22 protein-coding genes and 1 tRNA gene are annotated in these 25,524 nt (G+C 44.1%); 12 read left to right on the top strand and 11 right to left on the bottom strand.

What is annotated here, in order from left to right; all coding sequences use genetic code 11:
- Window positions 1-128: 128 nt before the first annotated feature.
- The 4 genes from AC07NA_RS09975 to AC07NA_RS09960 form a co-directional block, all read right to left on the bottom strand.
- Window positions 129-320 (bottom strand): hypothetical protein, encoded by a 192-nt coding sequence (locus AC07NA_RS09975; RefSeq protein ID WP_494897436.1) that lies wholly within the window; start codon window positions 318-320, stop codon window positions 129-131.
- Between the two features lie 5 nt (window positions 321-325).
- Window positions 326-2,611 (bottom strand): 1,4-alpha-glucan branching protein GlgB, encoded by a 2,286-nt coding sequence (gene glgB, locus AC07NA_RS09970; protein ID WP_494897435.1) that lies wholly within the window; start codon window positions 2,609-2,611, stop codon window positions 326-328.
- Window positions 2,612-2,775: 164 nt separating this feature from the next.
- Entirely contained in the window at window positions 2,776-5,232 is a 2,457-nt protein-coding gene (locus tag AC07NA_RS09965; protein ID WP_345214209.1) for a glycoside hydrolase family 31 protein, read from the bottom strand.
- 241 nt (window positions 5,233-5,473) lie between these two features.
- The gene (locus AC07NA_RS09960; RefSeq protein ID WP_494897434.1) at window positions 5,474-7,192 is read right to left on the bottom strand and encodes an alpha-amylase family glycosyl hydrolase; all 1,719 of its coding nucleotides are present in this window, start codon (window positions 7,190-7,192) and stop codon (window positions 5,474-5,476) included.
- 115 nt (window positions 7,193-7,307) lie between these two features.
- Here AC07NA_RS09960 and AC07NA_RS09955 point away from each other — a divergent pair, with 115 nt between their 5' ends.
- The gene (locus AC07NA_RS09955; RefSeq protein ID WP_494897433.1) at window positions 7,308-7,925 is read left to right on the top strand and encodes a thermonuclease family protein; all 618 of its coding nucleotides are present in this window, start codon (window positions 7,308-7,310) and stop codon (window positions 7,923-7,925) included.
- A gap of 301 nt (window positions 7,926-8,226) precedes the next feature.
- Here AC07NA_RS09955 and AC07NA_RS09950 read toward each other — a convergent pair whose 3' ends face one another.
- On the bottom strand, window positions 8,227-9,087 hold the full coding sequence (locus tag AC07NA_RS09950; RefSeq protein ID WP_345214206.1) for an N-acetylglucosamine kinase: 861 nt from the start codon (window positions 9,085-9,087) through the stop codon (window positions 8,227-8,229).
- A 465-nt stretch (window positions 9,088-9,552) separates the two neighbouring features.
- On the opposite strand from AC07NA_RS09950, the gene AC07NA_RS09945 reads away from it, so the two are divergent.
- The 3 genes from AC07NA_RS09945 to AC07NA_RS09935 all read left to right on the top strand — a co-directional run bounded on the left by AC07NA_RS09945 (window position 9,553) and on the right by AC07NA_RS09935 (window position 11,303).
- Window positions 9,553-9,626 (top strand) — tRNA-Arg (locus AC07NA_RS09945).
- Window positions 9,627-9,819: 193 nt separating this feature from the next.
- Window positions 9,820-10,602: a hypothetical protein gene (locus AC07NA_RS09940; protein ID WP_494897432.1), complete on the top strand. Its 783-nt coding sequence runs from the start codon at window positions 9,820-9,822 to the stop codon at window positions 10,600-10,602.
- 101 nt (window positions 10,603-10,703) lie between these two features.
- The gene (locus AC07NA_RS09935) at window positions 10,704-11,303 is read left to right on the top strand and encodes a hypothetical protein (protein WP_494897431.1); all 600 of its coding nucleotides are present in this window, start codon (window positions 10,704-10,706) and stop codon (window positions 11,301-11,303) included.
- A 623-nt stretch (window positions 11,304-11,926) separates the two neighbouring features.
- Here AC07NA_RS09935 and gap read toward each other — a convergent pair.
- Genes gap through pfkA form a run of 3 tightly spaced genes read right to left on the bottom strand, consistent with a single transcriptional unit; the run spans window position 11,927 to window position 14,766 of the window.
- Entirely contained in the window at window positions 11,927-12,922 is a 996-nt protein-coding gene (gap, locus tag AC07NA_RS09930) for a type I glyceraldehyde-3-phosphate dehydrogenase (protein ID WP_494897430.1), read from the bottom strand.
- 5 nt (window positions 12,923-12,927) lie between these two features.
- Window positions 12,928-13,776, bottom strand: coding sequence for a hypothetical protein (locus AC07NA_RS09925; protein WP_494897429.1), 849 nt, complete (start codon window positions 13,774-13,776; stop codon window positions 12,928-12,930).
- A 3-nt stretch (window positions 13,777-13,779) separates the two neighbouring features.
- Window positions 13,780-14,766, bottom strand: coding sequence for a 6-phosphofructokinase (gene pfkA / locus AC07NA_RS09920; protein ID WP_345214202.1), 987 nt, complete (start codon window positions 14,764-14,766; stop codon window positions 13,780-13,782).
- Between the two features lie 124 nt (window positions 14,767-14,890).
- Between pfkA and AC07NA_RS09915 the strand changes: the two genes are divergently transcribed.
- Together AC07NA_RS09915 and AC07NA_RS09910 are read left to right on the top strand one after the other, a co-directional pair.
- Entirely contained in the window at window positions 14,891-15,601 is a 711-nt protein-coding gene (locus AC07NA_RS09915) for an NUDIX hydrolase (protein ID WP_345214201.1), read from the top strand.
- 105 nt (window positions 15,602-15,706) lie between these two features.
- Complete coding sequence (locus tag AC07NA_RS09910) at window positions 15,707-16,807, top strand: DNA alkylation repair protein (protein WP_494897428.1); 1,101 nt, start codon at window positions 15,707-15,709, stop codon at window positions 16,805-16,807.
- A gap of 394 nt (window positions 16,808-17,201) precedes the next feature.
- On the opposite strand, the gene AC07NA_RS09905 is transcribed toward AC07NA_RS09910, so the two are convergent.
- Window positions 17,202-18,104 (bottom strand): NAD(P)/FAD-dependent oxidoreductase, encoded by a 903-nt coding sequence (locus AC07NA_RS09905; RefSeq protein ID WP_494897427.1) that lies wholly within the window; start codon window positions 18,102-18,104, stop codon window positions 17,202-17,204.
- Between the two features lie 113 nt (window positions 18,105-18,217).
- On the opposite strand from AC07NA_RS09905, the gene AC07NA_RS09900 reads away from it, so the two are divergent.
- Window positions 18,218-19,231 (top strand): proline iminopeptidase-family hydrolase, encoded by a 1,014-nt coding sequence (locus tag AC07NA_RS09900; RefSeq protein ID WP_494897426.1) that lies wholly within the window; start codon window positions 18,218-18,220, stop codon window positions 19,229-19,231.
- A gap of 5 nt (window positions 19,232-19,236) precedes the next feature.
- Here AC07NA_RS09900 and AC07NA_RS09895 read toward each other — a convergent pair whose 3' ends face one another.
- The gene (locus AC07NA_RS09895; protein ID WP_494897425.1) at window positions 19,237-19,956 is read right to left on the bottom strand and encodes a hypothetical protein; all 720 of its coding nucleotides are present in this window, start codon (window positions 19,954-19,956) and stop codon (window positions 19,237-19,239) included.
- 199 nt (window positions 19,957-20,155) lie between these two features.
- Between AC07NA_RS09895 and AC07NA_RS09890 the strand changes: the two genes are divergently transcribed.
- From AC07NA_RS09890 to AC07NA_RS09875, 4 genes are all read left to right on the top strand, one after another.
- Window positions 20,156-21,358, top strand: coding sequence for a sensor histidine kinase (locus AC07NA_RS09890; RefSeq protein ID WP_494897424.1), 1,203 nt, complete (start codon window positions 20,156-20,158; stop codon window positions 21,356-21,358).
- 75 nt (window positions 21,359-21,433) lie between these two features.
- Window positions 21,434-22,360 carry a hypothetical protein gene (locus AC07NA_RS09885; protein WP_494897423.1) on the top strand — a complete coding sequence of 309 codons (927 nt, stop codon included), beginning with the start codon at window positions 21,434-21,436 and terminating at the stop codon, window positions 22,358-22,360.
- Window positions 22,361-22,405: 45 nt separating this feature from the next.
- Window positions 22,406-22,597: a hypothetical protein gene (locus tag AC07NA_RS09880; protein ID WP_345210202.1), complete on the top strand. Its 192-nt coding sequence runs from the start codon at window positions 22,406-22,408 to the stop codon at window positions 22,595-22,597.
- Between the two features lie 468 nt (window positions 22,598-23,065).
- The gene (locus AC07NA_RS09875) at window positions 23,066-23,380 is read left to right on the top strand and encodes a phosphoribosylpyrophosphate synthetase (RefSeq protein ID WP_345210201.1); all 315 of its coding nucleotides are present in this window, start codon (window positions 23,066-23,068) and stop codon (window positions 23,378-23,380) included.
- Here the strand turns inward: AC07NA_RS09875 and AC07NA_RS09870 are convergent.
- On the bottom strand, window positions 23,377-24,219 hold the full coding sequence (locus tag AC07NA_RS09870) for a hypothetical protein (protein ID WP_494897422.1): 843 nt from the start codon (window positions 24,217-24,219) through the stop codon (window positions 23,377-23,379). The two genes, AC07NA_RS09875 and AC07NA_RS09870, sit on opposite strands and share 4 nt — an antisense overlap.
- Before the next feature lie 244 nt (window positions 24,220-24,463).
- Between AC07NA_RS09870 and AC07NA_RS09865 the strand changes: the two genes are divergently transcribed.
- Window positions 24,464-25,522, top strand: coding sequence for a type III polyketide synthase (locus AC07NA_RS09865; RefSeq protein ID WP_494897421.1), 1,059 nt, complete (start codon window positions 24,464-24,466; stop codon window positions 25,520-25,522).
- Window positions 25,523-25,524 lie beyond the last annotated feature (2 nt).

The raw sequence follows: 25,524 nt of genomic DNA, 5'->3' as shown, positions 1-25,524 counted from the left end.
GAGAGAAGATCCCGATACAATTCAATAATATTTCAACCTCTGCGTATACAAAAAAAGCTACGCAAAGAGTCTTTATCCTCTGCGTAGCTCCGTGAAAACCTTTGCGTTCTCCTATGTATAAAAAAAACTTACATCAACTCCGAATCATTCTTTTCATGCCATACTTTATAGGCCAGGTAAAAGAATATAAGGGCTGGCACCACGCCTGCAAGCACCGTTACAGCACTCACCGCAGGATATGTACCCACCACATCATATATCATGAGCAGTAAGGCCACAACACCGGCAATAATGTACAGATAAAAGAACTTGCTGCTCATAATAATTAGCTTACGCGTTTAAATACTACAGCACCCAAAGGCGGTATAACGATATTGATCGAATCTTCTTTAACATGCCATGTCACTTTTTCGGTGTTGATCACCGCGCCGTTTCCTTTGCCGCTCCCCCAAAACTGGGTGGCATCCGAGTTGAAGATCTCTTTCCAGGCTCCGGCGGCAGGTACACCTATGCGGTAGTTTTCGCGCGGTACGGGCGTCATGTTCAGGGCGATCACCAGGTCGTTGGCCGGGTCGTTGCCTTTGCGGCTGAATACGAGGATAGAATCGTTGGCATTGCCACCGTCAACCCATTCAAAACCGGTCCAGTCGAAAGCCTTTTCATAAAGGGCGGGCTCGCTTCTGTACAGCTTGTTCAGCGCTTTAACGGTTTCTTTTATACCCTGATGGTTAGGGTATTCGAGCACATGCCAGTCTAACGAGTATTGATAATTCCACTCGCTGCCCTGCCCAAACTCGGCACCCATAAACAATAATTTAGTACCGGGGTGGGTAAACATATAACTGTATAACAAGCGCAGGTTGGCAAATTTTTGCCACTCATCGCCCGGCATTTTATTTAATATGGATTGCTTGCCGTATACCACCTCATCATGCGAGAAAGGCAGCATAAAGTTTTCGGTAAAGGCGTATATGGTACTGAAGGTAATTTGTCCGTGGTGATATTTACGGTAAACCGGATCATTCTGGAAATACTTCAGCGTATCGTGCATCCAACCCATCATCCATTTCATACCAAAACCTAAACCACCTGCAAATACCGGCCTGCTTACGCCTGTAAACGCAGTTGATTCCTCGGCAATAGTTTGCGTATCGGGGAAGTGGCCGTATACGGCCGTATTAAATTCTTTCAGGAAAGATACCGCTTCGAGGTTTTCATTACCACCGTAAATGTTGGCCTCCCATTCGCCATGCTTGCGAGAGTAATCGAGATATAGCATTGAGGCCACAGCATCAACACGTAAGCCATCGATATGATAACGATCTAACCAAAATAGCGCGTTACTGATCAGGAATGCCCTCACCTCGTTACGGCCGTAGTTAAATATGTATGATTTCCAATCGGGATGATAGCCTTTGCGGGTATCGGCATGCTCGTACAAATGTGTACCATCAAAACGGTACAGCGCGTGTACATCGCCCGGGAAGTGCGAAGGCACCCAATCCATAATAACACCTATACTGGCATTGTGCAGGCGCTCTATCAGCTCCATTAACTGCTGTGGCGTACCATAGCGCGATGATGCGGCGAAGTAACCGCTCACCTGGTAACCCCAGCTTGGGTAATAAGGGTGTTCGGCAACCGGCATAAACTCTACATGGGTAAAACCCATTTCAACCAGGTACGGCACCAGCTTATCGGCCAGTTGGGTATAACTCAAAAACTCATCCGGACTTTCAGGGCTACGCGCCCACGAGCCTACGTGCATTTCATAAACCGAATAAGGTTTATCCAGCGCGTTGTGCTGGTAGCGGTCGGCCATCCATTTTTGGTCTTTCCACTCGTAATAAGTATCGGCAACTATGGATGCCGTATGCGGGGGAAGTTCCCAGCGAAGCGCGAAAGGATCGCTCTTCTCCAGTTCCTCGCCCGATGATGATTTGATAAAGTATTTATAAGTTTCGCCTACGCCAACATTCGGGATAAAACCTTCCCAAATACCGGAGCCATCCCAGCGTACAAACAGCTTGTGCGAACCACGGTTCCAGCCGTTAAAGTTACCTATAACCGAAATGTACTGCGCGTTTGGCGCCCATACGGCAAAGTAAGTACCTACTACCCCATGGTATTCTACCACGTGCGAACCAAAGTTTTCGTACAGTTTATAATGCTTACCCGAACGGAACAGCGAAACATCAAAATCAGTAAAGCGGCTGTATGGCTCAACAGCCTGCAAGTTTACAGGCGCTGTTTCTGTTACCACCGGTGCCGGTGCTGTCTCCTTTTTAGCCTTTTTGCTTTTTACAGGCTCAACAATAGCCTCTGTAGTTACAGGCACTTTTTTAGCTTTAACTGCCTTTGCTTGTTTAACTACCTCAACAGCAGTTTCGGCAACGGCTTTTTTGCTTTTAGCGGCTTTTGCGGGCTTGGCTACCTCGACCTTGGTTTCGGCTACCTTTTTGCCTTTGGCGGCTTTTGCCGGGGGGGCTTCAGTAGTTTCCGTTACCGGGACTTCGGGTTTTGATTTAGCTTTTGATTTTGTTGCCTTTTTAACTTTTTCAGGTTGAATTTCGGTTACTTCGGGTGCGGTTTTTTTGGTTTGCTTTGCCATAGTGGATAGCCCTTTAAGGCGATATAGCTCATGACATCATGAGGTTGTGATTATGCTCAAATATATCATAATTGAACATATACAATCACTTTTTTGTTTGAGGTGAATAAGGTAAACTTAATTAAAAAAGAAAGGCAGCTTTTCAAAAGCTGCCTCCCATATAATTACTTGTGTATCTGTATGGTTTTGAATGTTTTGCTGAATTTAAATTCGAGCACTTTTTCATCACTCACACTAAAATCGGTTACTTCTTTACTGTCAACCGTAATTTTCGACGGGGTGAACGGCAGACCGATCACGTTGAAATGATAGTTATCATAACGCGGGGTATATAAACCCTCCATACTTTGCTGTATGTGCAGGCTGCGTTCGTCGCCGTTTACCACAAATTTCTTTTCAGAGTAAATGTCCTGCTCGTAAGCGAACGATTCGCCATGATCTTCAAAGAAGAATGAGTTGGCTTCGTAATCGCTGTAGTAAACATTCAGCTTTACCTCTTCAATGGCAAATTCGCCGGTGTATTGCATTACAGGGTATTCGGGTATTACCGAACCTGCCTTAATAAATACCGGGATAGTTTCCAGCGGCGTAGGTACGTTTACTTCTTCGCCCCCTGTTACAACTTCCTGTGTCCAGAAGTTGTACCAGTTGCCATGCGGCAGGTATACCATACGGCTTTTTTGTCCTGGTTCCAGCACAGGGCAAATCAATATTTTATCGCCGTAGGTAAATTCATCCTGGCGGAAATGGTTCTTTAATACATGCTGTTCCTGCATTACTACCGGCCTCAAAATAGGGAAACCGTAACGGTGATGCTCCCAAAAGGTTGAGTACAGGTAAGGTAACAGGCGGTAACGCAGTTCAATAAACTTGCGGTTGATGGTAGTATACGGTTCGCCAAAACTCCATGGTTCGCGCTCTTTGGTATCACCCGCCGAGTGTGCACGCATAAACGGAGAGAAAGCTCCGGCCTGGATCCAGCGGGTAAACAGTTCGCCATCGGGCTCGCCGCTAAAACCGCCAATATCAGTACCGCAAAAAGGAATACCCGACATTGACAAACGCTGGCATTGTATGTTACCCAGTTTCAGGTGTTCCCATGAGGCCACGTTATCACCCGTCCATACCGAAGCATAGCGTTGCAAGCCAGAATAGCCGGCCCTGGTGATAGTGAACGGACGTTTATTTTTACGGATGTTGCGCAGGCCCTCGTACGTAGCCCTCACCATTTGCATACCGTAAACGTTGTGCGCCTTACGGTGCGAACCGCGGTAACCATCGTACTGGTGGCGTACATCATCGGGGAAAGTGCCCGAACCAAATACGGCAGGTTCGTTCATATCGTTCCAAACACCGGCAACGCCCATTTCTACCAGTTCGTCAAACAAACCGCCCCACCATTCGCGAACCTCGGGGTTAGTAAAATCAGGAAACTGGCAACGGCCCGGCCATACGTGACCCTCCATAAAGTAGTCATCGCTACGGCGGCAGAAATAGTTATTTTGTTTACCCTCTTTAAATACAGGGTAATTATCATCCACACGGATACCCGGATCAATGATCACCACGGTTTTAAAACCATCGGCGGCCAACTCCTGTATCATCTTTTTAGGCTCGGGGAAATACTTGCGGTTCCAGGTGAAACAGCGGTAACCATCCATATAATCAATATCGAGGTACAGCGCGTCGCAAGGGATCTTGTTCGCCCTGAAACCTTTGGCCACTGCCCTTAATTTTGCTTCGGGATAATAGCTCCAGCGGCATTGGTGGTAACCCAGCGCCCATATTGGCGGCATAGGGTGCGTGCCGGTAAGTATGTGGTAGCTTTTTACCACATCCATCATGTGCGGCCCGTGTATATAGTAATATTGCAGTTCGCCGCCATCAGCCCAAAAACTGGTTTTGGTTTTATCTTCCGATCCGAAATCGAAATAGGCCTTGAAGGTATTATCAAAGAAAATACCGTGTGCTATACCCTCGTTTACGCTGATATAGAACGGGATACTGCGGTAAAGCGGGTCCTGGTTCCAGCCGAAAGAATACGCGTCGGTGTTCCAGTTGGTAAGGCGTTTGCCGCGCAGGTTAAGTTCGGTAGGTTTATCGCCCAGGCCAAAAAAGTTCTCATCGGCATGGCACTCCTTGGTGCTGAAAACGTAGTAACCGCCAAACTTTGTATTCTCTTCCCAGTGCATAGCCTTGGCATCGCTGCTGGTAACTACGTTATTGCTATCTGAAAAAGAAATAAAGAAATCGGCCTTGCGGATATGACAGTTTACTTTGCCTGTAGAAACAATAAACTCGGTATCATTTTCTATCAGTTCAACCGGGACATGCTTATGTTTTAATTCGGGAACGGCGTACGAAAAATCGGGTAAAAATACACCATGTGGGGCAAGCCTTACACGAATTATCTCGATGTTTACCACCACAATTTCCACTTTGGCATCGCCATCGGTAAAGTAAAACTTGTTGCCTATCTTATCAACATGGGTTGGTACACCCAAATATTTTTTGGTAATGGGCTTAATTCCGTCGGCAGGGTTATTTAAATGCCTGAAATCTTCTTCTTCCTTTACAATTTCGTTAGCTACTATCTTAGGGTTAAGTATGTTATCTTCCATTTAACTTAATTAGTGGTAATTAAAATGCGTTTAATTAGAATAACTATGATGCAATATAATGTTTTAGCACGTACAATAGTCCATAATCTGTGCCATTTTGCGTTTTTTGGAGGACTTATTAAAAAATGATTAAATGAAGGTTAAGCTGCAATTTACGCTTGTTACCTCAACACAATAGTCCATGCCGCAGGTACGATCAACCCACGGCAATGGCTTCTACGTCGGTAAGCTTTCGGGTGTTTCAAAACTCCAGCAAATAACCACCTGTGGCGGTTAGTTTTATCCAAACGCCGTCGGCAATATTATCCGTAGCGAATTTAGCATCGGTAAGCAGGTCGTTAAACGCATACGCGCCCGATAATTTCAGCCTGTTCAATAATTCTTCGGACAGTTTAACGGTAATATCCCGCTCGTGCCTGCTGAAGTTAACTATCACCAGTACCCGTGCGTTTTCGGTATACCTTAGATAGATATACAAACGCTGATCGAAACCATGCTGACGTTCGTTATCTATCATCAACTCATAAAATTCGCCATCGCGCAGGGCTTCGTTATGGCGCACGGCGTTGAGTAACCGTACATAAAAAGTACGAAGTTGCTGCTGGCTGCCAGATAGTTGACCGCCATCGTAAGCGTGATTGTTCACCCACTTTTGATGATCGGGCACACCCCAGTAATCAAATATGGTGGTGCGGCCATCGTTACCGCTAAAGCCTTCGGAGCCATTGGCGGGTTCACCTACCTCTTGCCCAAAATAGATCATTACGGGCCCGGTTGAAAGCGTAGCCGTGATGATCATCCCCGGAATTCCGTACCAGGCATTGCCCGCGAAACCCGGCGAAGCGATACGCTGCTCATCGTGGTTTTCCATAAAGCGGAGCATACGCTCGTCGAAACCTTTGGTTTGGTGGTTCCATACCCCATTGATATTCCAGGTAGAGGCATGGTGTTCGTTGCGTACTAATTGCTTTATAGCATCGTACAGGCCTACCTTATCGTACAAATAATCGAACTTGCCGTTAAAAAGGTAGTTATAGTATTCGTTAGGGTTGTAGGCTTCGCCGATGAAGATGAGGTGCGGGTATTTCTCTTTCAGCTTTGGTATCAGCCATCCCCAAAATTCAAAAGGCACGTATTCCACCATATCGCAGCGGAAACCGTCGATACCTTTTTCCGTCCAGTAGGACAATATATCCACCATCTTATTCCATAGCGGCGGCACGGGGTTAAAGTGGGTAATGTAGCCGCCCTGGTAATCAACCCCGTAATTCAGCTTAATGGTTTCGAACCAGTTATTGATAGATGGGTAGGCGTTAAACACATTATCGCCCGTGGCCTTGGCCGGGTTTTCGTCGAACTTGCCATCCTTTAGCGGATGCGCAAAGCCATCGCCGCCGGGGTTGTATCCGCCCGGAATAGTTAATGGCTGACCGGGGATATAATAGAAATCGTTTTGCGGAGAAAAGGCTTTGGTATTATCATCATCCTCGCCAAAATCGCGCACTCCGGCCGGTTTTACATCCGAACTATAGGTACGGGCAACATGGTTGGGCACGAAGTCGATAATTACCTTTAATCCTTCGGCATGGGTGCGCTGTATTAGGGCTTCAAACTCGGTCATACGGTTAGGCACATCTACCGCCAAATCAGGGTCTACATCGTAATAATCTTTTATAGCATACGGCGAACCCGCGCGCCCTTTCACCACATCCGGATCATCGGGCGTAATGCCTTGAGATGAATAGTCCGTCATGGTGGCGTGTTCAATGATGCCGGTGTACCAAACATGGGTAAAACCGATGGCTTTTATGGCTTGTAATGCCTGCGTATTAATATTGTTGAACTTGCCCGAGCCGTTCTCTTCTATAGAGCCGTAATATTTATTGGTGGTGTTTACATTGCCGAATAAACGCGGGAGTAACTGGTATATAGTGAGTTTATGGTCTGCTTTGTTGCTCATATTTGCATTTGCTGCTGTTGTTGCTAATATAGTTTTAAGTTGTTGATAAAGCACAAGGCTGTATGCAATACTTTGTTTTTACAGATGCTTACCTTAGCCGCAAATTTATATTGCCATGAATAAGCTGAGGCTGCTACTGATCTTCTTTTTAATTGCTGTTGCCGGATGTAACCAAATGCCCGAAGACGTTTACAAAGTAGTAAAGATAAAAGACGGCGATACCATTGAACTGCTCAGCAGCGATTTTAAGAACATTACCGTTCGCCTTGCCGAAATTGACTGCCCCGAAAAAGCCCAGGCGTACGGACAAGCCGCCCGCCAGTTTACCGCTCAACTATGCTTTGGCAAAGAAGTGCGCATACAAGGCGGCACGCAAGATCGCTATGGCCGCACCGTGGCCACGGTGCTGTTGACTGATGGCACCAACATCAACCACGAACTGGTAAAGAACGGTTATGCCTGGCAGTACAAAGCCTACTCCAAAAACAACCCCGAACTGGCGGCCTTGGAGCAACAGGCGCGCGAAGCACACCTGGGCTTATGGCAAGATGCCAACCCTACCGAACCATGGAACTTCCGCAGGCATAAAACCGCGGGCAGCACCACCCAAAAAGCCGAAAAGAAACCCACCAAAAAGCCACGCAAAAAACGCCGCAAAAAGAAACCGGTTGAGGAAGAACTGGAAACTACGATGATATTTCCGTGGGAAGGGTTTTGGTTGAGGGCGTGTTAATGTCAGCAAACATTATAAGCATGTTGTCATTTCGAACGAGGAACGAGGAGAAATCTTCTTCATTATGCATGTCTGCGACTTGTATACAGAAGAAGATCTCTCCCTACGGTCGAGATGACAAGAAAATCACACCCGAGGCTGTCATCCCGAGCCTGTCGAAGGATCGTGCGCAGAGGCCATTACCCACGCACCCTTCGACAGGCTCAGGGTGACAGGCCATGCCTACCATGACAGTAGAAAATCCCACAAAAAAGCCCCGTTGATTACTCAACGGGGCTTGATATATAAATTTCTTTTTCTCTTATAATTGGCTTGGCGCAAGGTCAAGGTGGAATTTCACCAGGTCATCTATAGGTGAGCGGATGATCTTACCAACGGTCATACCGTTTTCAGTAACCACTTCTTCTAACACGTTACGGAAGTTATAACCTACCGAACCGATACAGTTGAAAGTGTATTTCTGATAATCAGGGTAACGTACTACCACATTGCGGAAGAAATCTTCGAACGAGGTACGAACCAGGTTACGTGAGTACTCCAAATGCACGTTGTTATCATAAACAAACTTGCTGAAGCTCGCGCAAAAACGGTTAGCTAAAGGTTTAGTGTACACCTGCTCGTTAACATCATCAGGTGTAAGTTTAAAGGTTTCCCAAAAGTTGTTACGTACAGCCTCGGGCATGTAACCACGCAGGTAATCAATCAGTAATTTTTTACCGATATGGCAACCGCTGCCTTCGTCGCCCAGGATATAAGCGCCCGAATCAATATTTTGCAGAATGTTTTTACCATCATAAGTACAGGTATTCATACCCGTGCCCAAAATAGCGGCAAAGCCTTCAGTGTGGCCAAGCAACGCGCGTGCAGCAGCCAGCAAATCATGACCGATGTTCACTTTTGATGATGTAAACACAGCTTCCATTGCAACCCTGATCTGCGTACGCTTCTCATCTGTAGAACAGCCTGCACCATAATAATTAACCTCGGTGATCTTGTCTAACTGAAGGTCAGTAGGCAGGTTATCACGTAAAGATTGTATGATGTATTCTTTACTTACAAAGTAGGGGTTGTAACCCTCTGTATTAAAATATACTTTTTTGCCCTCTTCATTAACCAGGCACCAGTTTGTTTTAGTTGAGCCACCGTCGGCAATAATGATCATAGTGTTATTCTAATTATAATAATTCGGATAAAAGTATGATTTACTTATTGTAATAAGAACACTTTAGTTGCTAAAAATCGATTTTTTTTCAAAAAAGTGGCGATTTTTAAACATAGCCCCTATACTTTGTGCCATATATTGTATCGGCTGGCCTCTTAAAACCAATACGAATATGGCATAAATGATGATATTTCGCCCTTGAGGTTATAAATCAGGCGGTTAACTGTTAATTGAACAATTCTTTTCAACAATTGACAACATGGCATCCGGCAGTTTACAACCTGTGCATTTGCCCTGTTTGCTAACAGACAAAACAACGCTTACCCGTTTTAGCACTTTTGCTGTTTTCGGGTATAAAATGGCGTGTAAAACCGGATCAAAAAGAGGGTGTAAAATTTAGGCAAAATCGGTATTGTCATTCCCGTTCAATTTTCGCATATTTGCACCGCGAAAAATATTCGCAATGGTTCCATAGCTCAGCTGGATAGAGCAACTGCCTTCTAAGCAGTAGGTCTCAGGTTCGAATCCTGATGGAATCACACTTCAAACACAAAGCCTTTCTGTATCAGCATGAAAGGCTTTTTTTATTATATCAGTTACTTGCTACCTTGCCCCATTATTTCATTTATAAGTTTACTATATTTGATTTAAATAACACGAACAACCTAAATCAACATGCGCCTATTCGCCTTGCTATTTACCATTATTTGTTTATCAGCATGTAAACAAAAAGTGGCAAAAACAACAATCGTTGCAATAGATACATCAAGAATAACTACATCAAATGTAGCGGCCAAAAAAGACACGACATCACCTTTAGATACCCCCACGACCCATAATTTACCTGACTATAATGCTAAATATCCCGTTACCGTACTGCTACCCGGCGGTGTTTTTCATCATGATGAGGTGAATCCCAAGTCGGCTAACTTGCAATGGAAGGGCTTGTTTAAAAAGGGTGACGAATACTATGTATCGTGGACAGGAGTTAAGTTTACGAGAGCGGAAGATGCCGTCTTAGATGAAAATGGTCAAAAAACAGGATGGCTTGTTACCCCTGCCATTAAAGACAGCGCTATATTACTTTTTTCCGGCCTTGATAACTTATCAGATACTACTGTAACTACAGTATCTATCAAGAAACAATCGTTTATGCCGGGCAAAAAAGAACAATTTAATTTTAAGGGCAACACCTTTACACTATACGCCACAGGTAAAACCAAGCCTGAAATACCGGGCAGCATGCATCTCGCAGTATCTGATTACTCTTTACGTGTAAAAGCTACCATTGATGGTAAAATTTATGACCAGCTATTAACCTACGAATGGAGCTTTGATGATGCCCTTACACGCATCATTTTTATTGGTGATATAGATGCTGATGGCTTGCCCGATTTTATTATCAATACAGCCAATCATTATAATTCGGAGGTACACACTCTTTACCTATCCAAACCAGCACCTGCGGGTTCTCTTTTAAAAGTAATGGGATTGTTTACAATAGTAGGTTGCTAATAAAATCGACAATAAAAATATCACTCAGGCCTGCAACTATTCTCAACCATATATCGTCTTCCTATAAATTTCCCCATTCCATAATTTATAGAAAATCTGTCATGAAGAAACCCATATTGCTTATTGCCCTCCTGTTGATTACCGGGACACTGTTTAGTTTTACTGTTAAGGATGAGATAAAAAGCTGCTACCTGTCGTTCAAAAATGCGAACCACTTAAAAGCGACCGAAGCAGTACACTTGCCCGATCCTAACGCCAAAACCCGTACCATAATTACCGAAACCGGCGAAGTGCCTTTTGTTATTACCGATGCTTACCGCATACAATACAACAACAAGTATAAGGTTGAATTTGCGAACATAAAAGTTGAGCAATCATCGCCCGAAAGTTATGCCGCTAACAAAACCAACCTGCTTAATAGCCTGAAGTTCATCAATAAAAACTCTACAGGTATGGAAACTACCGATCTGATAGAGTTGAGCTACAACGGCTATAAAATATATGGCATCAACCGCGAAAGCATTGATGAGGGCAGCAACCTGGGTACTTTCGTTTTCTTCCCCGGAGATAACACCATCGTATACGTTTACTTCACCAATCAGCCGAAAAATAAGCGCAGCTTTAAAACACGGGAAGAATATCTTGATCAGCGTAATACGTTTTTAGGTGAGTATACTGCGCATTTGATGAATTGCAAATAGCAGGGGCTACGTAAAAAGCGCACCATTAGGATTTTCATTCCCTCCTGGAGGAGGGGTGTGTTGGGAACTGCGTTGGCAGGGAGGTGTTTATACAGCATTTCATAGGATAAACAATTGCGAAACCCCTCCCTACACCCTCCCGAGGGAGGGAATCGCACATTGCCCCTACTCTTTTTCAAATCACTTATAGGAACACCAACCTATTAGTAAAGCTTGGATTCGGCACTAAAAACGCGTCATTGCGAGGCACGAAGCAATCTCTAAGCTATACAGAGCCGCTCTGTAAACTCGGGGATTGCTTCACTACGTTCGCAGTGATGTGATTTAAATATGCTATAAATGGGGCCCTGAACTTGTTTAAGGATTAAACTTGTACGATTTTCATTCCCTCCTTGAGGAGAGGTGTGTTGGGAACTGTGGTGGCAGGGAGGTGTTTATGCGGCATCTCATAGAATAAACAACTATGAAACCCCTCCCTACACCCTCCCAAGGGAGAGAATCGCACAATGCCCCTACTCTTTTATATTCAAACCACCTGAAGCTACAACATCGGTAAAAAAACCTCATAAACACACAAAGCCGACTAAAAGTCGGCTTTGTGTGTTTATGCAGAGAATTGGGTATTATAATTTACCTAATTCCTGAACAAGGTCAATCAGTTTGTTTGAGTAACCCCACTCGTTATCGTACCAAGATACTACTTTAACGAAGTGGTCATTCAATGATATACCTGCTTTGGCATCAAAGATAGATGTACGTGAATCACCTTTAAAGTCTTCAGATACTACTTCATCTTCGGTATAACCAAGGATACCTTTTAAATCACCTTCTGAAGCTTCTTTCATAGCAGCTTTAACTTGCTCGTAAGATGCAGCAGTTTTCAATTTTACAGTTAAATCAACTACTGATACGTCGGCAACCGGAACACGGAATGACATACCTGTTAATTTACCTTTCAGTTCCGGAAGAACCAAACCTACCGCTTTAGCAGCACCTGTTGATGAAGGGATGATGTTTTGGTAAGCACCACGGCCACCTCTCCAGTCTTTTGCAGACGGACCATCAACTGTTTTTTGAGTAGCAGTTACCGCGTGGATAGTGCTCATCAAACCTTCTTCAATACCGAATTTATCATTCAATACTTTAGCTATTGGCGCTAAACAGTTAGTAGTACATGAAGCGTTTGAAACGATGTTTTGATCAGCTTTTAATTGTTTGTGGTTAACACCCATTACGAAAGTAGGGGTATCATCTTTAGCCGGAGCAGAAAGAACAACTTTTTTAGCACCTGCATCAATGTGTTTTTGAGCAGTATCCTGAGTTAAGAATAAACCGGTTGATTCGATGATCACTTCAGCGCCTACATCACTCCATTTAAGGTTTGCAGGATCTTTTTCAGCAGTTACACGGATAGTTTTACCGTTTACTACAAGGTTACCACCTTCAACAGTAACAGTACCGTTAAATTTACCATGAGTTGAATCATATTTCAACATGTAAGCCATATAATCTGGCTCAATAAGGTCATTAATGCCAACTACCTCGATGTCCGGGCGATCAATTGCTACCCTGAAAGCAAGGCGGCCGATACGGCCAAAGCCGTTAATTCCTATTTTCATAATTTTTAATTTTTGTTTGTATAGTACGTTAGTAAATTATTTATGGGGGTTCTTACAATACTCTCAATCTCTAAACCGGCATTACCCGCCACTTCCTGTAAGTTATCCTGAAAGTGCATGGCTACCGAGCCCGAAAAATGTAGCCCTACACCGGGGTGCTGTTTGTGTAAGGGCAATACGTAAGTGCTGATCAGTTTATCAAATCCTGTATTAATCAATTGCTTTATATGGGCATCGTCGCGGTTTTCAATAAAAAAATCGTTGAACGAGCTCAAAAATAACGCCGGTTGCTTTTGCCTGTATACCTTATCCAGTATGGCATTGCGGTCGAACGTGTATTTCTTAGCAAATTTTTTGCTGATGCTATCCGGCAGGGTTTTACTCATAAATCCTTTTAGCAGCTGCTTTCCTAACCAATTACCTGAACCTTCGTCGGCCATAATGTACCCCAATCCAAAATTGTTAGGAGCAATTTTCCGGCCATCATACCAGGCAGCGTTGCTGCCGCTGCCGCATATACATACAATGCCGGGTTTCTCTTTACAACAGCCCAAAGCAACGGCATCAATGTCATGCCCAACTGTCACTTTGGCAAACTTAAAGAAAGCGAAGAACGCGTTGCGCACTGTTGCCTTAAGCTCGTCTGTTGATACACCTGCGCCGTAAAAATATATTTTCTTAATTTCTTCGGCGTGGTGAATGAGGTTTATGTTTTTGTTGAAGAGTTGTATAATGTGCTTTTCATCATTAAAGTAAGGATTGATACCCGTGGTTCTGAAAGACGCCACAGTTCTCCCCTTATCTGCCAAACGCCAGTGCGCATAATGTGAGCCGCTATATACAACTGCTATCATTAATTATATCGATAGTATTTCCATCATCGCCATCAAATCGTCTTCCAGTTTAAATTCGTGTTGATTAAGCGCTTCTTCCAAATCTGTAAGTACGATGTGATTTGCCTGCAAACCTACCATTTTTTGCGATTCTCCGGCTATCAGCGCGTTTACCGCCGCGTAACCCAGCCTGCTGCCCAGTATACGGTCGAAACTGCTTGGGCTGCCACCGCGTTGCAGGTGCCCCAGTATGGTTACCTTAATATCGTAGTTCTTCACTTCCTTCTCTACTGCCTTGGCAATGTCATACACACCGCCATGCTTATCGCCTTCAGCTACTATAACTATACTTGATGATTTTTTATTGTAATGACCGGCTTTCAGGCTCACGATAAGCTCTTCGATAGCGGTTTCTTTTTCGGGCAGTAAAATAGCTTCTGCTCCGCATGATATACCTGCACGCAGGGCTATGGCGCCCGAGTCGCGGCCCATTACTTCGATAAAGAATAAACGGTCGTGCGCGTCGGCAGTATCACGTATTTTATCGATAGCCTCAATAACGGTATTGGTAGCGGTATCAAAGCCTAAAGTATAGGTAGAGCCGTACAGGTCGTTATCAATAGTACCCGGTACGCCAATTACAGCGATATCCGGAAACTTGCGCGAAAAACGCAGCGCGCCGGTAAAAGTACCATCGCCGCCTATTACTACTAAAGCATCGATACCCTGCGCTTTAAGGTTTTTATAGGCGAGCTCCATACCTTCATCGGTACGGAAAGCTAAACAACGTGCTGTTTTCAGAATAGTACCACCCAGGTTAAGTATATTACTTACCGAACGGTTATTCATGTCATACATGTTATTATCGATAAGACCCTGATAACCTTGCCTTACCCCGGTAACCTGCAAGCCATGATAAAGGGCGGTTCTTACCACTGCCCTAATACAGGGATTCATTCCCGGCGCGTCGCCGCCGGAGGTAAGAACAGCAAGTTTTGAGATTTTTTGCATCTGATGTAAGCTATTCAAATTATGCCACGAAGATACTGTGTCTAAATTACACCATTAAATTTATTTTTAATTTTTTTGTTACGATATATGGCATATATTTAACTTTTTACTAAATACCAACGATTTGGAACAAGATTTACCTAAGTTCGACTCGGCGTTTTCGATTGACTGTGTGATATTTGGCTTTGAAGCCGGGGAACTGAAAATACTACTGATTGAGAGAAGCGCAGAACCTTTTAAAGACTGGTTTGCGCTGCCCGGCAACATAGTTGGGCACGATGAAAGCATTGATGATGGCGCGAAACGTATATTATATGAGCTTACCGGCCTGCGCAACATGCCTATACAACAGCTGCACACCTTTGGCGGCGTAAACCGTCACCCGCTGGGCCGCGTAGTTACTGTGGCCTACTTCGCGCTGATACGTTTAACCGGCCAAAAAGAGCTTACTCCTATTACCGAATATGCCCGCAAAGCCTTTTGGCACCCGGTAAAAGAACTGCCTACACTGGCGTTTGACCATACCGAAATTTTCCAGACAGCCTTCCGCCGCATCCGCCGCAGGCTTAACTATCAGCCTATAGCATTTGATTTGCTGCCCGAGAAATTTACGCTTACCCAGCTGCAATCGCTCTACGAAGTGATACTGGATAAGCAGCTCGATAAACGTAACTTCCGTAAGAAGATGCTGAGTTATGGCTTTTTAAAAGAGTTGCCCGAAAAGCAAAAAGGCGTATCATACCGCGCAGCCAAACTATACAAGTTTGATCGCCGCAAATACAACAAGATATTCCAAAACGAGCTCAACCTCGACGCAGGCGGCCCGAAAGCATAAAACACCAAAGCCACTCTGAAAAGGGTGGCTTTGTCATTATAGATAGCACAACACTGTGGAAAACTCCATACACGCGGCAGTTGATATAAAATTTACTTTTACCGCATGGGCCTGCTAAAAGATCTTTACTCCGAACACTTTTATAATACACTTTCTGTCGCCGTCGGTGCGGTGCTGCCATCGTTTGATAAGGCCGAATTTAAACGGCAGATCTACACACCTGATTTTGAAAGCAAAGAACTAAAGGAACGCATGAAGCACACTACCCGCGTGCTTCACGGGTTTTTACCGGCGGGTTATCCTGAGGCGGTAAAAACTATCCTTAATATTGTTAAGCAACTCCAAAAAACCGGCATCGGCGAAGATGGGCTGGCCTATATGTTCATCCCCGATTATATAGAAACTTACGGACTTGACGATTTTGACACATCAATAAATGCTCTTGAAAGCATTACCCAGTTTGTAAGTTGCGAATTCGCCGTTCGACCTTTTCTGTTAAAATATGGGCAACAGATGATAGACCAGATGCAGGCCTGGTCGCTTCACCCGAATTATAAGGTACGCCGTTTCGCCAGTGAGGGGAGCCGTCCACGTTTACCCTGGGCTATGGCTATTCCGGCCTTAAAGAAAGATCCGGCGCCGATACTGCCATTGCTTGAAAACCTGAAGAATGATCCTTCCGAATGGGTGCGCCGAAGTGTAGCTAACAATATCAATGATATAGCTAAAGATCATCCTGCCATTGTAATTGACCTTGCCACACGCTGGAAAGGTTTCAGCAAGGAAACCGATGCCATTATTAAGCATGGCTGCCGCACGCTGTTAAAGCAGGGCCATACAGAGATATTGAGTCATTACGGTTTAAAGAGTGAAAGTATCCACTTGTCGGCTTTTGAGGTGCTAACGCCCAAAGTAAAGATCGGCGATAGCCTGGAGTTTAGTTTTACAGTGGTTAACGACAATCCCGAACCGCATACCGTACGCCTGGAATATGGTATCTATTACAAAAAAGCAAACGGGCAACTTAATAGAAAGGTATTCAAGATCAGTGAAAAGAGTTATGAACCCTATGCGAAAGTGAATATTGTCCGAAAACAATCCTTCCGCCTTATCACTACCCGAGTATTTTATACCGGCGGGCACCAGCTTTCTATTATCATTAATGGGGAAGAGAAAGAGGTAAGGGATTTTGAAGTGATTGCTTGATTTTTTTAATGCCTTGTTGTAACCCTAAGTAGAGTGAAGGAGTTGTTATATGATTGTAGTTCTTCGTTAGGAATGGGTCTGCTTTATTGAACGTTAGTGGATGTACTTTTTTCTTTTCTCTCAAAAGAAAAAAGTACCAAAAAAGAAAAGTCGCGGCTGCGCAAGGAGCTTTGAAAGATTGTGCTTAGGCAGGGCTTGTGCTATCCGTTACTTACGATGCCGCATTTTATGGGTATGTTAGGTTTGTGCTTTTGTTTGGCGATAACCCAAAGCCCTTCTCCCTTGCTCCAATTCCTCCCTTACCTCACGCTATAAAATCCTCCGCGTAACTCTATGAAAAACTCCGCGCACTCTGCGGTAAAATCTAAACCAAGCTTAAACCCATATTAAAAACCTACAGGAAATCCTCATCTATCAAATCCTTATTCAACATAGCGCCTGTTTTATTGCCTGCCGCGGTAGCCGTGGCAACCGATCGCATTGGGGTAGTATTATCGCCGGCCGCGTATATACCCCGTATGTTGGTGTGCCCCATTTCGTCAACTTGTAGGTAGCCCATTTCGGTGAGTGCGCAGCCTAAAGCTTGCGGCAATTCGCAGTGCTGTTTAAAGGGTACGCGGGCAAACAGGGCATCGAGGGTTAACGTACTACCATCCGAAAGGTGGATATCGCTCATGTAGCCGCTGTCGTGCTCAATTTGCTTTATATGCTCGTGCCTTACGGTTACTTTGCGTTTGGCAAAAAGGGAGTATTGCTCTTCGGTAAGTTTGGCACCGTTGGTAAACAGGGTGATGATGGGGCTCCAGTGACGGATCAGTTTGTAAAAATCGGTAGCGGTGCCGGCATCTACCAATAGCCCTAAATTATTATTACGCACCTCATAGCCGTGGCAGTACGGGCAATGCAAAACCGAAATCCCCCAGCATTCGGCAAAGCCGGGTATGGCAGGCATGGTATCGGCAATGCCTGTAGCGAATATCACCTTGCGTGTGGTAAAATCTCCGCCCTCTTTAGTAGTTAAACGGAAGCCTTCGGGTATGGTTTCAATACCGGTTGCCAGGCCGGTTTGGTAGGTGATATCAGGGTATTTCATTACCTGGGTCATGGCCTTTGCGGCAATCATGGCCGGTGCATCGCCATCTTGTGTAATAAAATTATGCGAACGCGGGGTTTGCCGGTTGCAGGGCTTACCGCTATTGATGATGAGCGTTTTTCTGAGCGAACGCCCTAACGTCATAGCGGCAGAAAGACCGGCATAACTTCCGCCTATAATAATTACTTCGTAGTCTAAATTCATTTTTATATGCAACTATGTTGCAATTATAAAAATTAAAAAAGCCAATCACAACATAATTAAAACAACCAAAAGGTGTGAGCGTTTAATTATCAGAATATTAATATCTTAGTTTTATGAAAACGCTCCTTTACCTCGCATTTGCCGTACTTCTTGCGGGTTTATTATCCTGCAATAACCAGGGGACAACCGTGGCCACTTACTTTGCCCCTGTTGACAGCGGCGTACAGGCCGGTGGTATTAAAATGGTGACTATTGAAACGCCTGTGGGTAAATTCAAGGTGTGGACTAAGCGCATTGGCAACAATCCTCGTATTAAAATTTTGCTGTTGCACGGTGGTCCGGCTACTACGCACGAATATATGGAGTGCTTTGAAAGCTTCTTCCCTAAGGAGGGTTTTGAGATGATAGAATACGATCAGCTGGGATCATACTACAGCGATCAGCCCCGCGACAGCAGCTTGTGGACACTGCCCCGCTTTGTTGACGAGGTAGAGCAGGTGCGCAAAGCACTGAAACTGGATAACAGCAACTTCTACATTTTAGGTCACTCCTGGGGCAGTATACTGGGTATGGAGTACGCGCTTAAATATCCCAACAACCTGAAAGGCCTTATAGTTGGCAACATGATGGCCAGCATACCGGCTTATGCCGACTATAATAAACTGTTGCGCAAGCAAATGCGCCCATCGCTGGTGGATAGTTTGGAAGGTTACGAAGCAAAAGGACTATACCAGGACAGCACCTACCAGGCCTTGGTGGCCGAACACTTTTACAGTCAGCATCTTTGCCGCCTGCCCGAATTGCCCGAGCCTGTGGCGCGAACCTTTAAACACATCAACAACGAAATATATGTGATGATGCAGGGGCCAAGCGAATTTAAAACAGGCGGCAGGCTCGTTAACTGGGATATAACCTCCAGGCTGAAAGACATTAAGGTGCGCACCCTAACCGTAGGCGCAAAATATGATACCATGGATCCCGGTTATATGGAATGGATGAGCAAGCAAATGTCCCATGCCAACTACTTATATTGCCCTAACGGCAGCCATTTAGCTATGTGGGATGATCAGCAGGTATATATGAACGGGATAATTAAATTTATAAAAGATGTAGATGCCGGTAAATAGGCATGCTACAGTTTAAAACCCTTTTTCCAGTTTACAGTATAGGTGAGGCCTATGTGCATATTAAGTAACGCGTCGCCCGAAACACTGCTTACATAGGTTCTTTTATGTTTATAAATACCGAACTGATAATCAATCTTTAAATTTTCAAACCCTAAGCGCATGCCCAAAAAAGGCTCGGCGGTAAACATGTTACCCGGGTTTTTGCGGCTGGTTTCGTTACTGTCATACGCGTAGGTATTAATAAACGACGAACGTAAGCCGGTATAAAAATCAATATGTTCGCCTGCTTTAACATTCATGTAAGGCTGTAGCTGGTAATCTTTATACTTTACGCCGGTATGGTGATATATTTTGTTGCCCTCGTTTTCGTCGATACTATTATCGCGGCTTTTGCCAAAGCCGTATATGAACAGCGTACCAAACTGCACTTTAGCCGGGCTGGTTAAATAGCCTATACCAAAAGTAGTATGATTATAAATATTCCCCTTTAAAGTATGGTGTATGTTATTGCTGTAGGCTGATGTAAGCAGTAAATGCTTTACAGGCACCACCGCTGCCTGTACATTTAATGCCGATATACCGGTAGCTACTGTAAGATTAACATCACCCTGTTCTTTTACATTTGGTACCTGGTATGCAGATGGTACCACCAGCGGTGAACAGCCTGATGCCAAGATGGCCAATAGTATTATAAGTAAGGCGTAATGCTTTAATGTGGTTAACATAAACAGTTTAGGGTTTTTCTATCCCTTAAAGATGCTTAATTTCAGCGGAATTGCAACAATTGGATATTTTATTTAATTGATTTAAACAACCTCAGTGTTTAAATGTTAAGGTATGTGTAAAATATAGATAAACCCAAACTACAAGTTACCAAATTTACGTAGGTTAGCTTTAATTAAAACTATTGACCGTACCCCTCTTATGCCGCTATTCCCAGTAATTGCTAATGAAGATGAAAGATTAGCTGCGCTCAATTCTTATGGTATTTTAGATACCGCCGCAGAAATTGACTTCGACGAAATTACAACCCTCGCTTCGGCAATTTGCCATACACCTGTAGCGCTTATCAGTTTAGTTGATGCCGACAGGCAATGGTTTAAATCGCACCCTGGAGTCGATGTTTCTGAAACCCCGAAAGACCAGTCTTTTTGCGCGCATGCTATCGCTAAGCCTGCCGATATAATGGAGATCAGCGATGCCCGAAGCGATGTGCGCTTTGCCAACAATCCGCTGGTAACCGGCGATACCAATATTGTTTTTTACGCGGGAGTGCCTTTAGTTAATGAGGATGGTTTTGCGTTAGGTACGCTTTGTATCATTGATCATCAGCAAAAAAAACTGACAGCCGAGCAGGCCAACGCTTTAAGGATACTGGCTAAGCAGGTGATGGATAAGCTGGAACTCCGGCGCAAAATGGCTGCCCTTGAAGCAACCAATCAGGAATTAGTGGATAGCAATGTGTTCATCAAAAAATTCGCTTCGATGGCGGCGCATGATATTAAAAATCCGCTGAGCAGTATCCTGCTTACTTCGCAGGCGCTTAAAATCCGTCTGCACAAACTGCAGGACGAAGGCTGCGGCAAACTGGTTGATCTTAATATCACATCAACCAATCGGCTTATTACCATGCTTGATGAAATGCTCACCTACTCGCAAACGCCTGCTACTTTGCTGGCCAAAAAGCAACGCGCAAGCCTGGAAGATTTGTTGCAGCGGGTGCTTTGTATGGTGGTAATTCCGCATAGTTTTGAGGTGAAGCTGCCCGAAGGCGATCACATGCTCAATATATCAACAGTTGCTTTTGAGCAGATCTTTTTGAACCTGATAAGTAATGCCATCCGTTACAATGATAAAGAACAGGGGGTGTTACAGATCCGCTTTGATCAGGATGATGACTATTACCGTTTCGAGGTGCAAGACAACGGTATGGGCATAGCCGAGCAATACCACGAAAAAATATTTGCCAATAATTTCACCCTTAAAATAACCGACCGCTACAATAAAAAGGGCAACGGCATAGGCCTCTCCACAGTTAAAGATCTGGTGAAGGCTTTGAAGGGCAGTATCCATGTAAAATCGGCAGTTGGCGAAGGCGCTACTTTCTATATCACCATCAAAAAATAACAGCATTCATCAGCCTAAAAGCTTTTTGCAATTTTTAAGTGCTCATGCACAGGTTTTTTCTTTATTTTGGGATGTATGAAAATTGCTAAGTTACTGCTGCTGCTAATAATTCCTGCCGTTTATATTTCATGTAACCAAAAAGGTAAACCCGGTACCCTTGCCGACGATGGCAAACCATCTTTCGCACCCATAGTAGGTGTAAAATATACCGAGGTACGGCGTGCTTATGCCAATGGTTTAAAATTTGATAGCCAGGGCTTTCAACTGGTGCCCTCTTACAAATTGCATTTCCTGACGGAAGATTCGGTGAGCATGTATAGTCCGCAGCGCGATAAGTACTTCAATTTTAAGGTATACTTTGATCACGATTCTATCTTCAACATGGCCAATGCCTGGTACAAACTGAAAACGGCCAACAGGGATAGCATGGTATTGCAGGTAATGAATGTAGACGGCAAAACGATATACAATCTGCGCTCAAACATTTACGTATTACTCTATTCCGAAGAATACCTGAAAAAACAGCCTGCCAGTAAGATCGCCCGCATGGGGCAATCGTCAAAACAAGATACCGATTACATCCGCAGCAGAGCCCAACTTGCCGTTAAGGTGCCCGATAGTTCGTTTGCCGCGCTTCAGCCCGCTACGGTAAAAAGCAAAAGTCCGCTGGTGAAGGTTGAACGTAATTACATGAAGATAGATTCGGCCAATAGCCTGGATGCCGTTGCCGATTATTTGCTGCCCGAATACAACATTACCATCAATAAGGCTTATGCTAATTTTGGCTACGCGTTCACCGTTTACGTGGATGATAAGGGCGTGCTGCACTTCCGTAAACCTAAACTTTTTATTTATCCCGAAAATTATAAAGCCACCGTACGTGTAATGAGCGGCATTGTTGACGGCTATTTAAAACTCTACCTCAACGTTACGCCCGGTACAACCCTGGGTATACCCCACAGCAGCGTAATTGTAATTAACGTGCGGGGCATAAAGGGCTGATATTTTTAATAAAACTTTTTTTATATTGCAGGTGTTCTGTTATATATGGACACCAATTTAAGCTACTTCAGATATTATAATAAAGCCGATAACAGCACCATATATACTTATACCTTAAGGCTTGACCCCGACCTTAATATTGACGACCAATTAACCGATAAGCTTGCAGAACTGGCGCGTGAACACCATTTACCGCAACAAAATATAGGCTGTGAAGCTGTAAACGAAGATTTTTAACCTAAGCATAATATTTTGTAATACATGACAAGCGCAATATTGCTGTGGCAATAGCGTGTGCATTTAGTAACAATTTTATTATATAGGTGTTAATATTATTGCCAAAACCTAAATATTGTATTAACAAATTGTTAATTTGTAGCGTAATCAATTGTACTAACCAATTATATGAGCGATGAGAAGCCAGATTTGCGGTGCTATAAGTGCGGCACCCCATATCATTATCCAAAAAAACGAAATTGGATTGGAAGGAACTTTTTGTTCTTTTTACCGATACGCCGTTTTTTTTGTGCCCGATGCCTTAAAAGCAGGGACATTTGGATAACCGACAAAGAATACCGGAAGTATAAAAGGGTATTGTAGTTTACACATTTAAACAAGCCGATATTGAGAAAAAATTACTTTCAGATTTAGCGAAACCAGGTTTACGTAACACTACATGCCATGCATAATTGCTAACTTAGTGTTATGAAAAACTATGATACCGTAAGCGAAGCCGTTAATGACCTTGTTGAACGCGGATATACTGCCAATTTTAATGTAGATGCCCAAAATGACTTTCTGAACTGCCCCGAGCAGCAGGTAAGCCTTTCGCCGGAAGACTTTGAGATTGATGAAACCCATCGTTTTGAAGGTGAAACTGATCCGGGTGATGAGATGGTGGTTTATGCGGTATCATCACCAAACTATGGCATTAAAGGCGTAGTGGTAAACGCCTTTGGAACGTATTCAGATTCGGGCGCTTCGAAACTGGTGCAACGTTTGAAGGAACATTTGGATTAATTTACCCCCGATACCAGCAAATCCAAAGCAGCTTTATCGCCGCAATGCTGATATTTAGCATAAGCCATAGCTGCCTTTTTGCGCACTATGGCTGCGTTATCGTCTTTAACATAAGCCGATAGTGCATCGTGCAGGGTATAAGCCTCGGGACACATGAGTCCGGTGGTCCACACCAAGGGCCGGGTATTGCTCGATCGCATATAGGGCGCAAAATATTGCTGACTGATGCAGGCTAAAATAATAGCGTCGCGTTGTTGCCGGTCAACATTCATGTACTCATCGTTCAGCTTAAAGTCCATCAATCCATCGTGCCCAATGTAAGCCAGTAATTTGGCATTACCGTTTATGCCGATGGTATTATTCAGTGTGAGCGTATCTTTACTTTTACCCGCGCAGCTGTTTAAAAAATCGGCAGTGCAACGTTTTATGTATTTGCCGTTATAGGCATCGGCCACTAAATAAAAATTGGCGGTTTTGTGTTTATAAATTAGGCGCTGTAAAATAAGCGTATCAATATTGTAGCTTTTTAATAATTCCCACTCGCGGCTTTTGTTGAAAAAGGTACGTACACCCCATAATCCGCCCCAATATAAATTAGTTTCAGCATCTTGCCCATTACCTATTTTAGCAGGTACGGGTACTATGCCCTGGTATTTATTATCGCACAGAGCTACAAATACATGTATGGTTTTACTTCCCGAATTAAAAGGGATGTACCGGTTACCATCAATTGCTTTATTATTATCGGCATCGCTTTTTTGAGCACCCACATTGCATGATGTGGTTAACACAACCATTGCTGCCAACAGGCATAATATTGAACAGGTTAATGATCTCACGGTTTATAATGGCGCGCTAAGCAGCGTAGTATAAAAATACAATTTTAAAAACTGGTTTATGAAAAGGCTGATAATAATTTAATATAAATTTACTTAGGCAACTGCGCGGCGTTTACATACGTATGTATAGTACAGGCACGCTTACCGGCAATTTATACTTTAGCGCGGCCGAAACAATTTGCAGCAGATGTAAATTATACTATTACCCCCGGCGGCTTCAATAATGCTGCTGTAAAACTTATTTATGCCATTTATAGCAGCAGTATCAAAAATAGATCTACCCTATCGCGCCGATCAGCAGGAAGTAAAGGAACAGGCCCGGGCCATGTTCGCGGCCAATTTTCCGCAGGTTGACAGGCTGATATACGCTTTTGATAATACCGAAATTATCACCCGTAATTTTTGCAAGCCTTTAAGTTACTACAAAGAGGAGCATACGTTTGAGGAGCGTAACGCCGACTATATTGAAACCACGCTCGCCTACTCGGTACAGGCTGTGGAAGAATGCCTTGCCAAAGCAGGCGTTACCGGAAGTGAGCTTACCGATATCATCTTCGTATCTACCAGCGGACTGGCCACCCCCAGTATGGACGCGCTCATTATCAATAAAATTCGGCTTAATCCGCACATTAACCGCACACCCATTTGGGGGCTGGGTTGCGGCGGAGGGGTATCGGGCATGGCAAAGGCCAACACGGCCGCGCAGGCTAACCCGAACGCCGTGGTGCTGTTGGTTTCGGCCGAATTATGTTCGCTTACGCTGATCCGTAATGATTACAGCAAGAGCAATTTTATAGGATCGAGCTTGTTTAGCGATGGAATAGCCGCCTGCATTATCAAAGGCGATAACCACGTTGACGATACCGGGGTGCAATACCTCGCATCGGGCAGTAAGTTGTATTATGATTCGCTGGAAGTAATGGGCTGGGATTTTCAGGATACCGGTTTTAAGGTGCTGTTCTCTAAAGATATCCCTACATTTATCAACAATAACATTAAGGCCGATATTGCCGCTTTTTTAAGTAAACATCAGTTACAACTAAGCGATATTAAAAACTTCATCTTTCATCCCGGAGGGAAAAAAGTACTGGATGCCTATACCACCGCTCTTGAACTTGAACCACAGGCACTCACCTTTACCCGCGGGGTAATGGCCGACTATGGCAACATGTCGAGCTGTACGGTGTTGTATGTGCTGGAAAAGTTTATAAACGCAGGCTTTAATGATGGCTACGGATTAATGCTGGCTATGGGGCCGGGGTTCTCCAGCGAAATGGTATTATTAAAAATGGAAAACAACTAAGC

It is taken from the genome of Mucilaginibacter sp. GW821-FHT07G05 (assembly GCF_059418565.1).
The sequence above is the reverse complement of the archived record's forward strand: the minus strand, read 5'-3'. Positions and strand labels throughout refer to the sequence as shown.

Coding starts and splice junctions, on each gene's coding strand:
- AC07NA_RS09975 (WP_494897436.1), bottom strand. CDS start 320: ATGAGCAGCAAGTTCTTTTATCTGTACATTATTGCCGGTGTTGTGGCC.
- glgB (WP_494897435.1), bottom strand. CDS start 2,611: ATGGCAAAGCAAACCAAAAAAACCGCACCCGAAGTAACCGAAATTCAA.
- AC07NA_RS09965 (WP_345214209.1), bottom strand. CDS start 5,232: ATGGAAGATAACATACTTAACCCTAAGATAGTAGCTAACGAAATTGTA.
- AC07NA_RS09960 (WP_494897434.1), bottom strand. CDS start 7,192: ATGAGCAACAAAGCAGACCATAAACTCACTATATACCAGTTACTCCCG.
- AC07NA_RS09955 (WP_494897433.1), top strand. CDS start 7,308: ATGAATAAGCTGAGGCTGCTACTGATCTTCTTTTTAATTGCTGTTGCC.
- AC07NA_RS09950 (WP_345214206.1), bottom strand. CDS start 9,087: ATGATCATTATTGCCGACGGTGGCTCAACTAAAACAAACTGGTGCCTG.
- AC07NA_RS09935 (WP_494897431.1), top strand. CDS start 10,704: ATGAAGAAACCCATATTGCTTATTGCCCTCCTGTTGATTACCGGGACA.
- gap (WP_494897430.1), bottom strand. CDS start 12,922: ATGAAAATAGGAATTAACGGCTTTGGCCGTATCGGCCGCCTTGCTTTC.
- AC07NA_RS09925 (WP_494897429.1), bottom strand. CDS start 13,776: ATGATAGCAGTTGTATATAGCGGCTCACATTATGCGCACTGGCGTTTG.
- pfkA (WP_345214202.1), bottom strand. CDS start 14,766: ATGCAAAAAATCTCAAAACTTGCTGTTCTTACCTCCGGCGGCGACGCG.
- AC07NA_RS09910 (WP_494897428.1), top strand. CDS start 15,707: ATGGGCCTGCTAAAAGATCTTTACTCCGAACACTTTTATAATACACTT.
- AC07NA_RS09905 (WP_494897427.1), bottom strand. CDS start 18,104: ATGAATTTAGACTACGAAGTAATTATTATAGGCGGAAGTTATGCCGGT.
- AC07NA_RS09900 (WP_494897426.1), top strand. CDS start 18,218: ATGAAAACGCTCCTTTACCTCGCATTTGCCGTACTTCTTGCGGGTTTA.
- AC07NA_RS09895 (WP_494897425.1), bottom strand. CDS start 19,956: ATGTTAACCACATTAAAGCATTACGCCTTACTTATAATACTATTGGCC.
- AC07NA_RS09890 (WP_494897424.1), top strand. CDS start 20,156: ATGCCGCTATTCCCAGTAATTGCTAATGAAGATGAAAGATTAGCTGCG.
- AC07NA_RS09885 (WP_494897423.1), top strand. CDS start 21,434: ATGAAAATTGCTAAGTTACTGCTGCTGCTAATAATTCCTGCCGTTTAT.
- AC07NA_RS09880 (WP_345210202.1), top strand. CDS start 22,406: ATGGACACCAATTTAAGCTACTTCAGATATTATAATAAAGCCGATAAC.
- AC07NA_RS09875 (WP_345210201.1), top strand. CDS start 23,066: ATGAAAAACTATGATACCGTAAGCGAAGCCGTTAATGACCTTGTTGAA.
- AC07NA_RS09865 (WP_494897421.1), top strand. CDS start 24,464: ATGCCATTTATAGCAGCAGTATCAAAAATAGATCTACCCTATCGCGCC.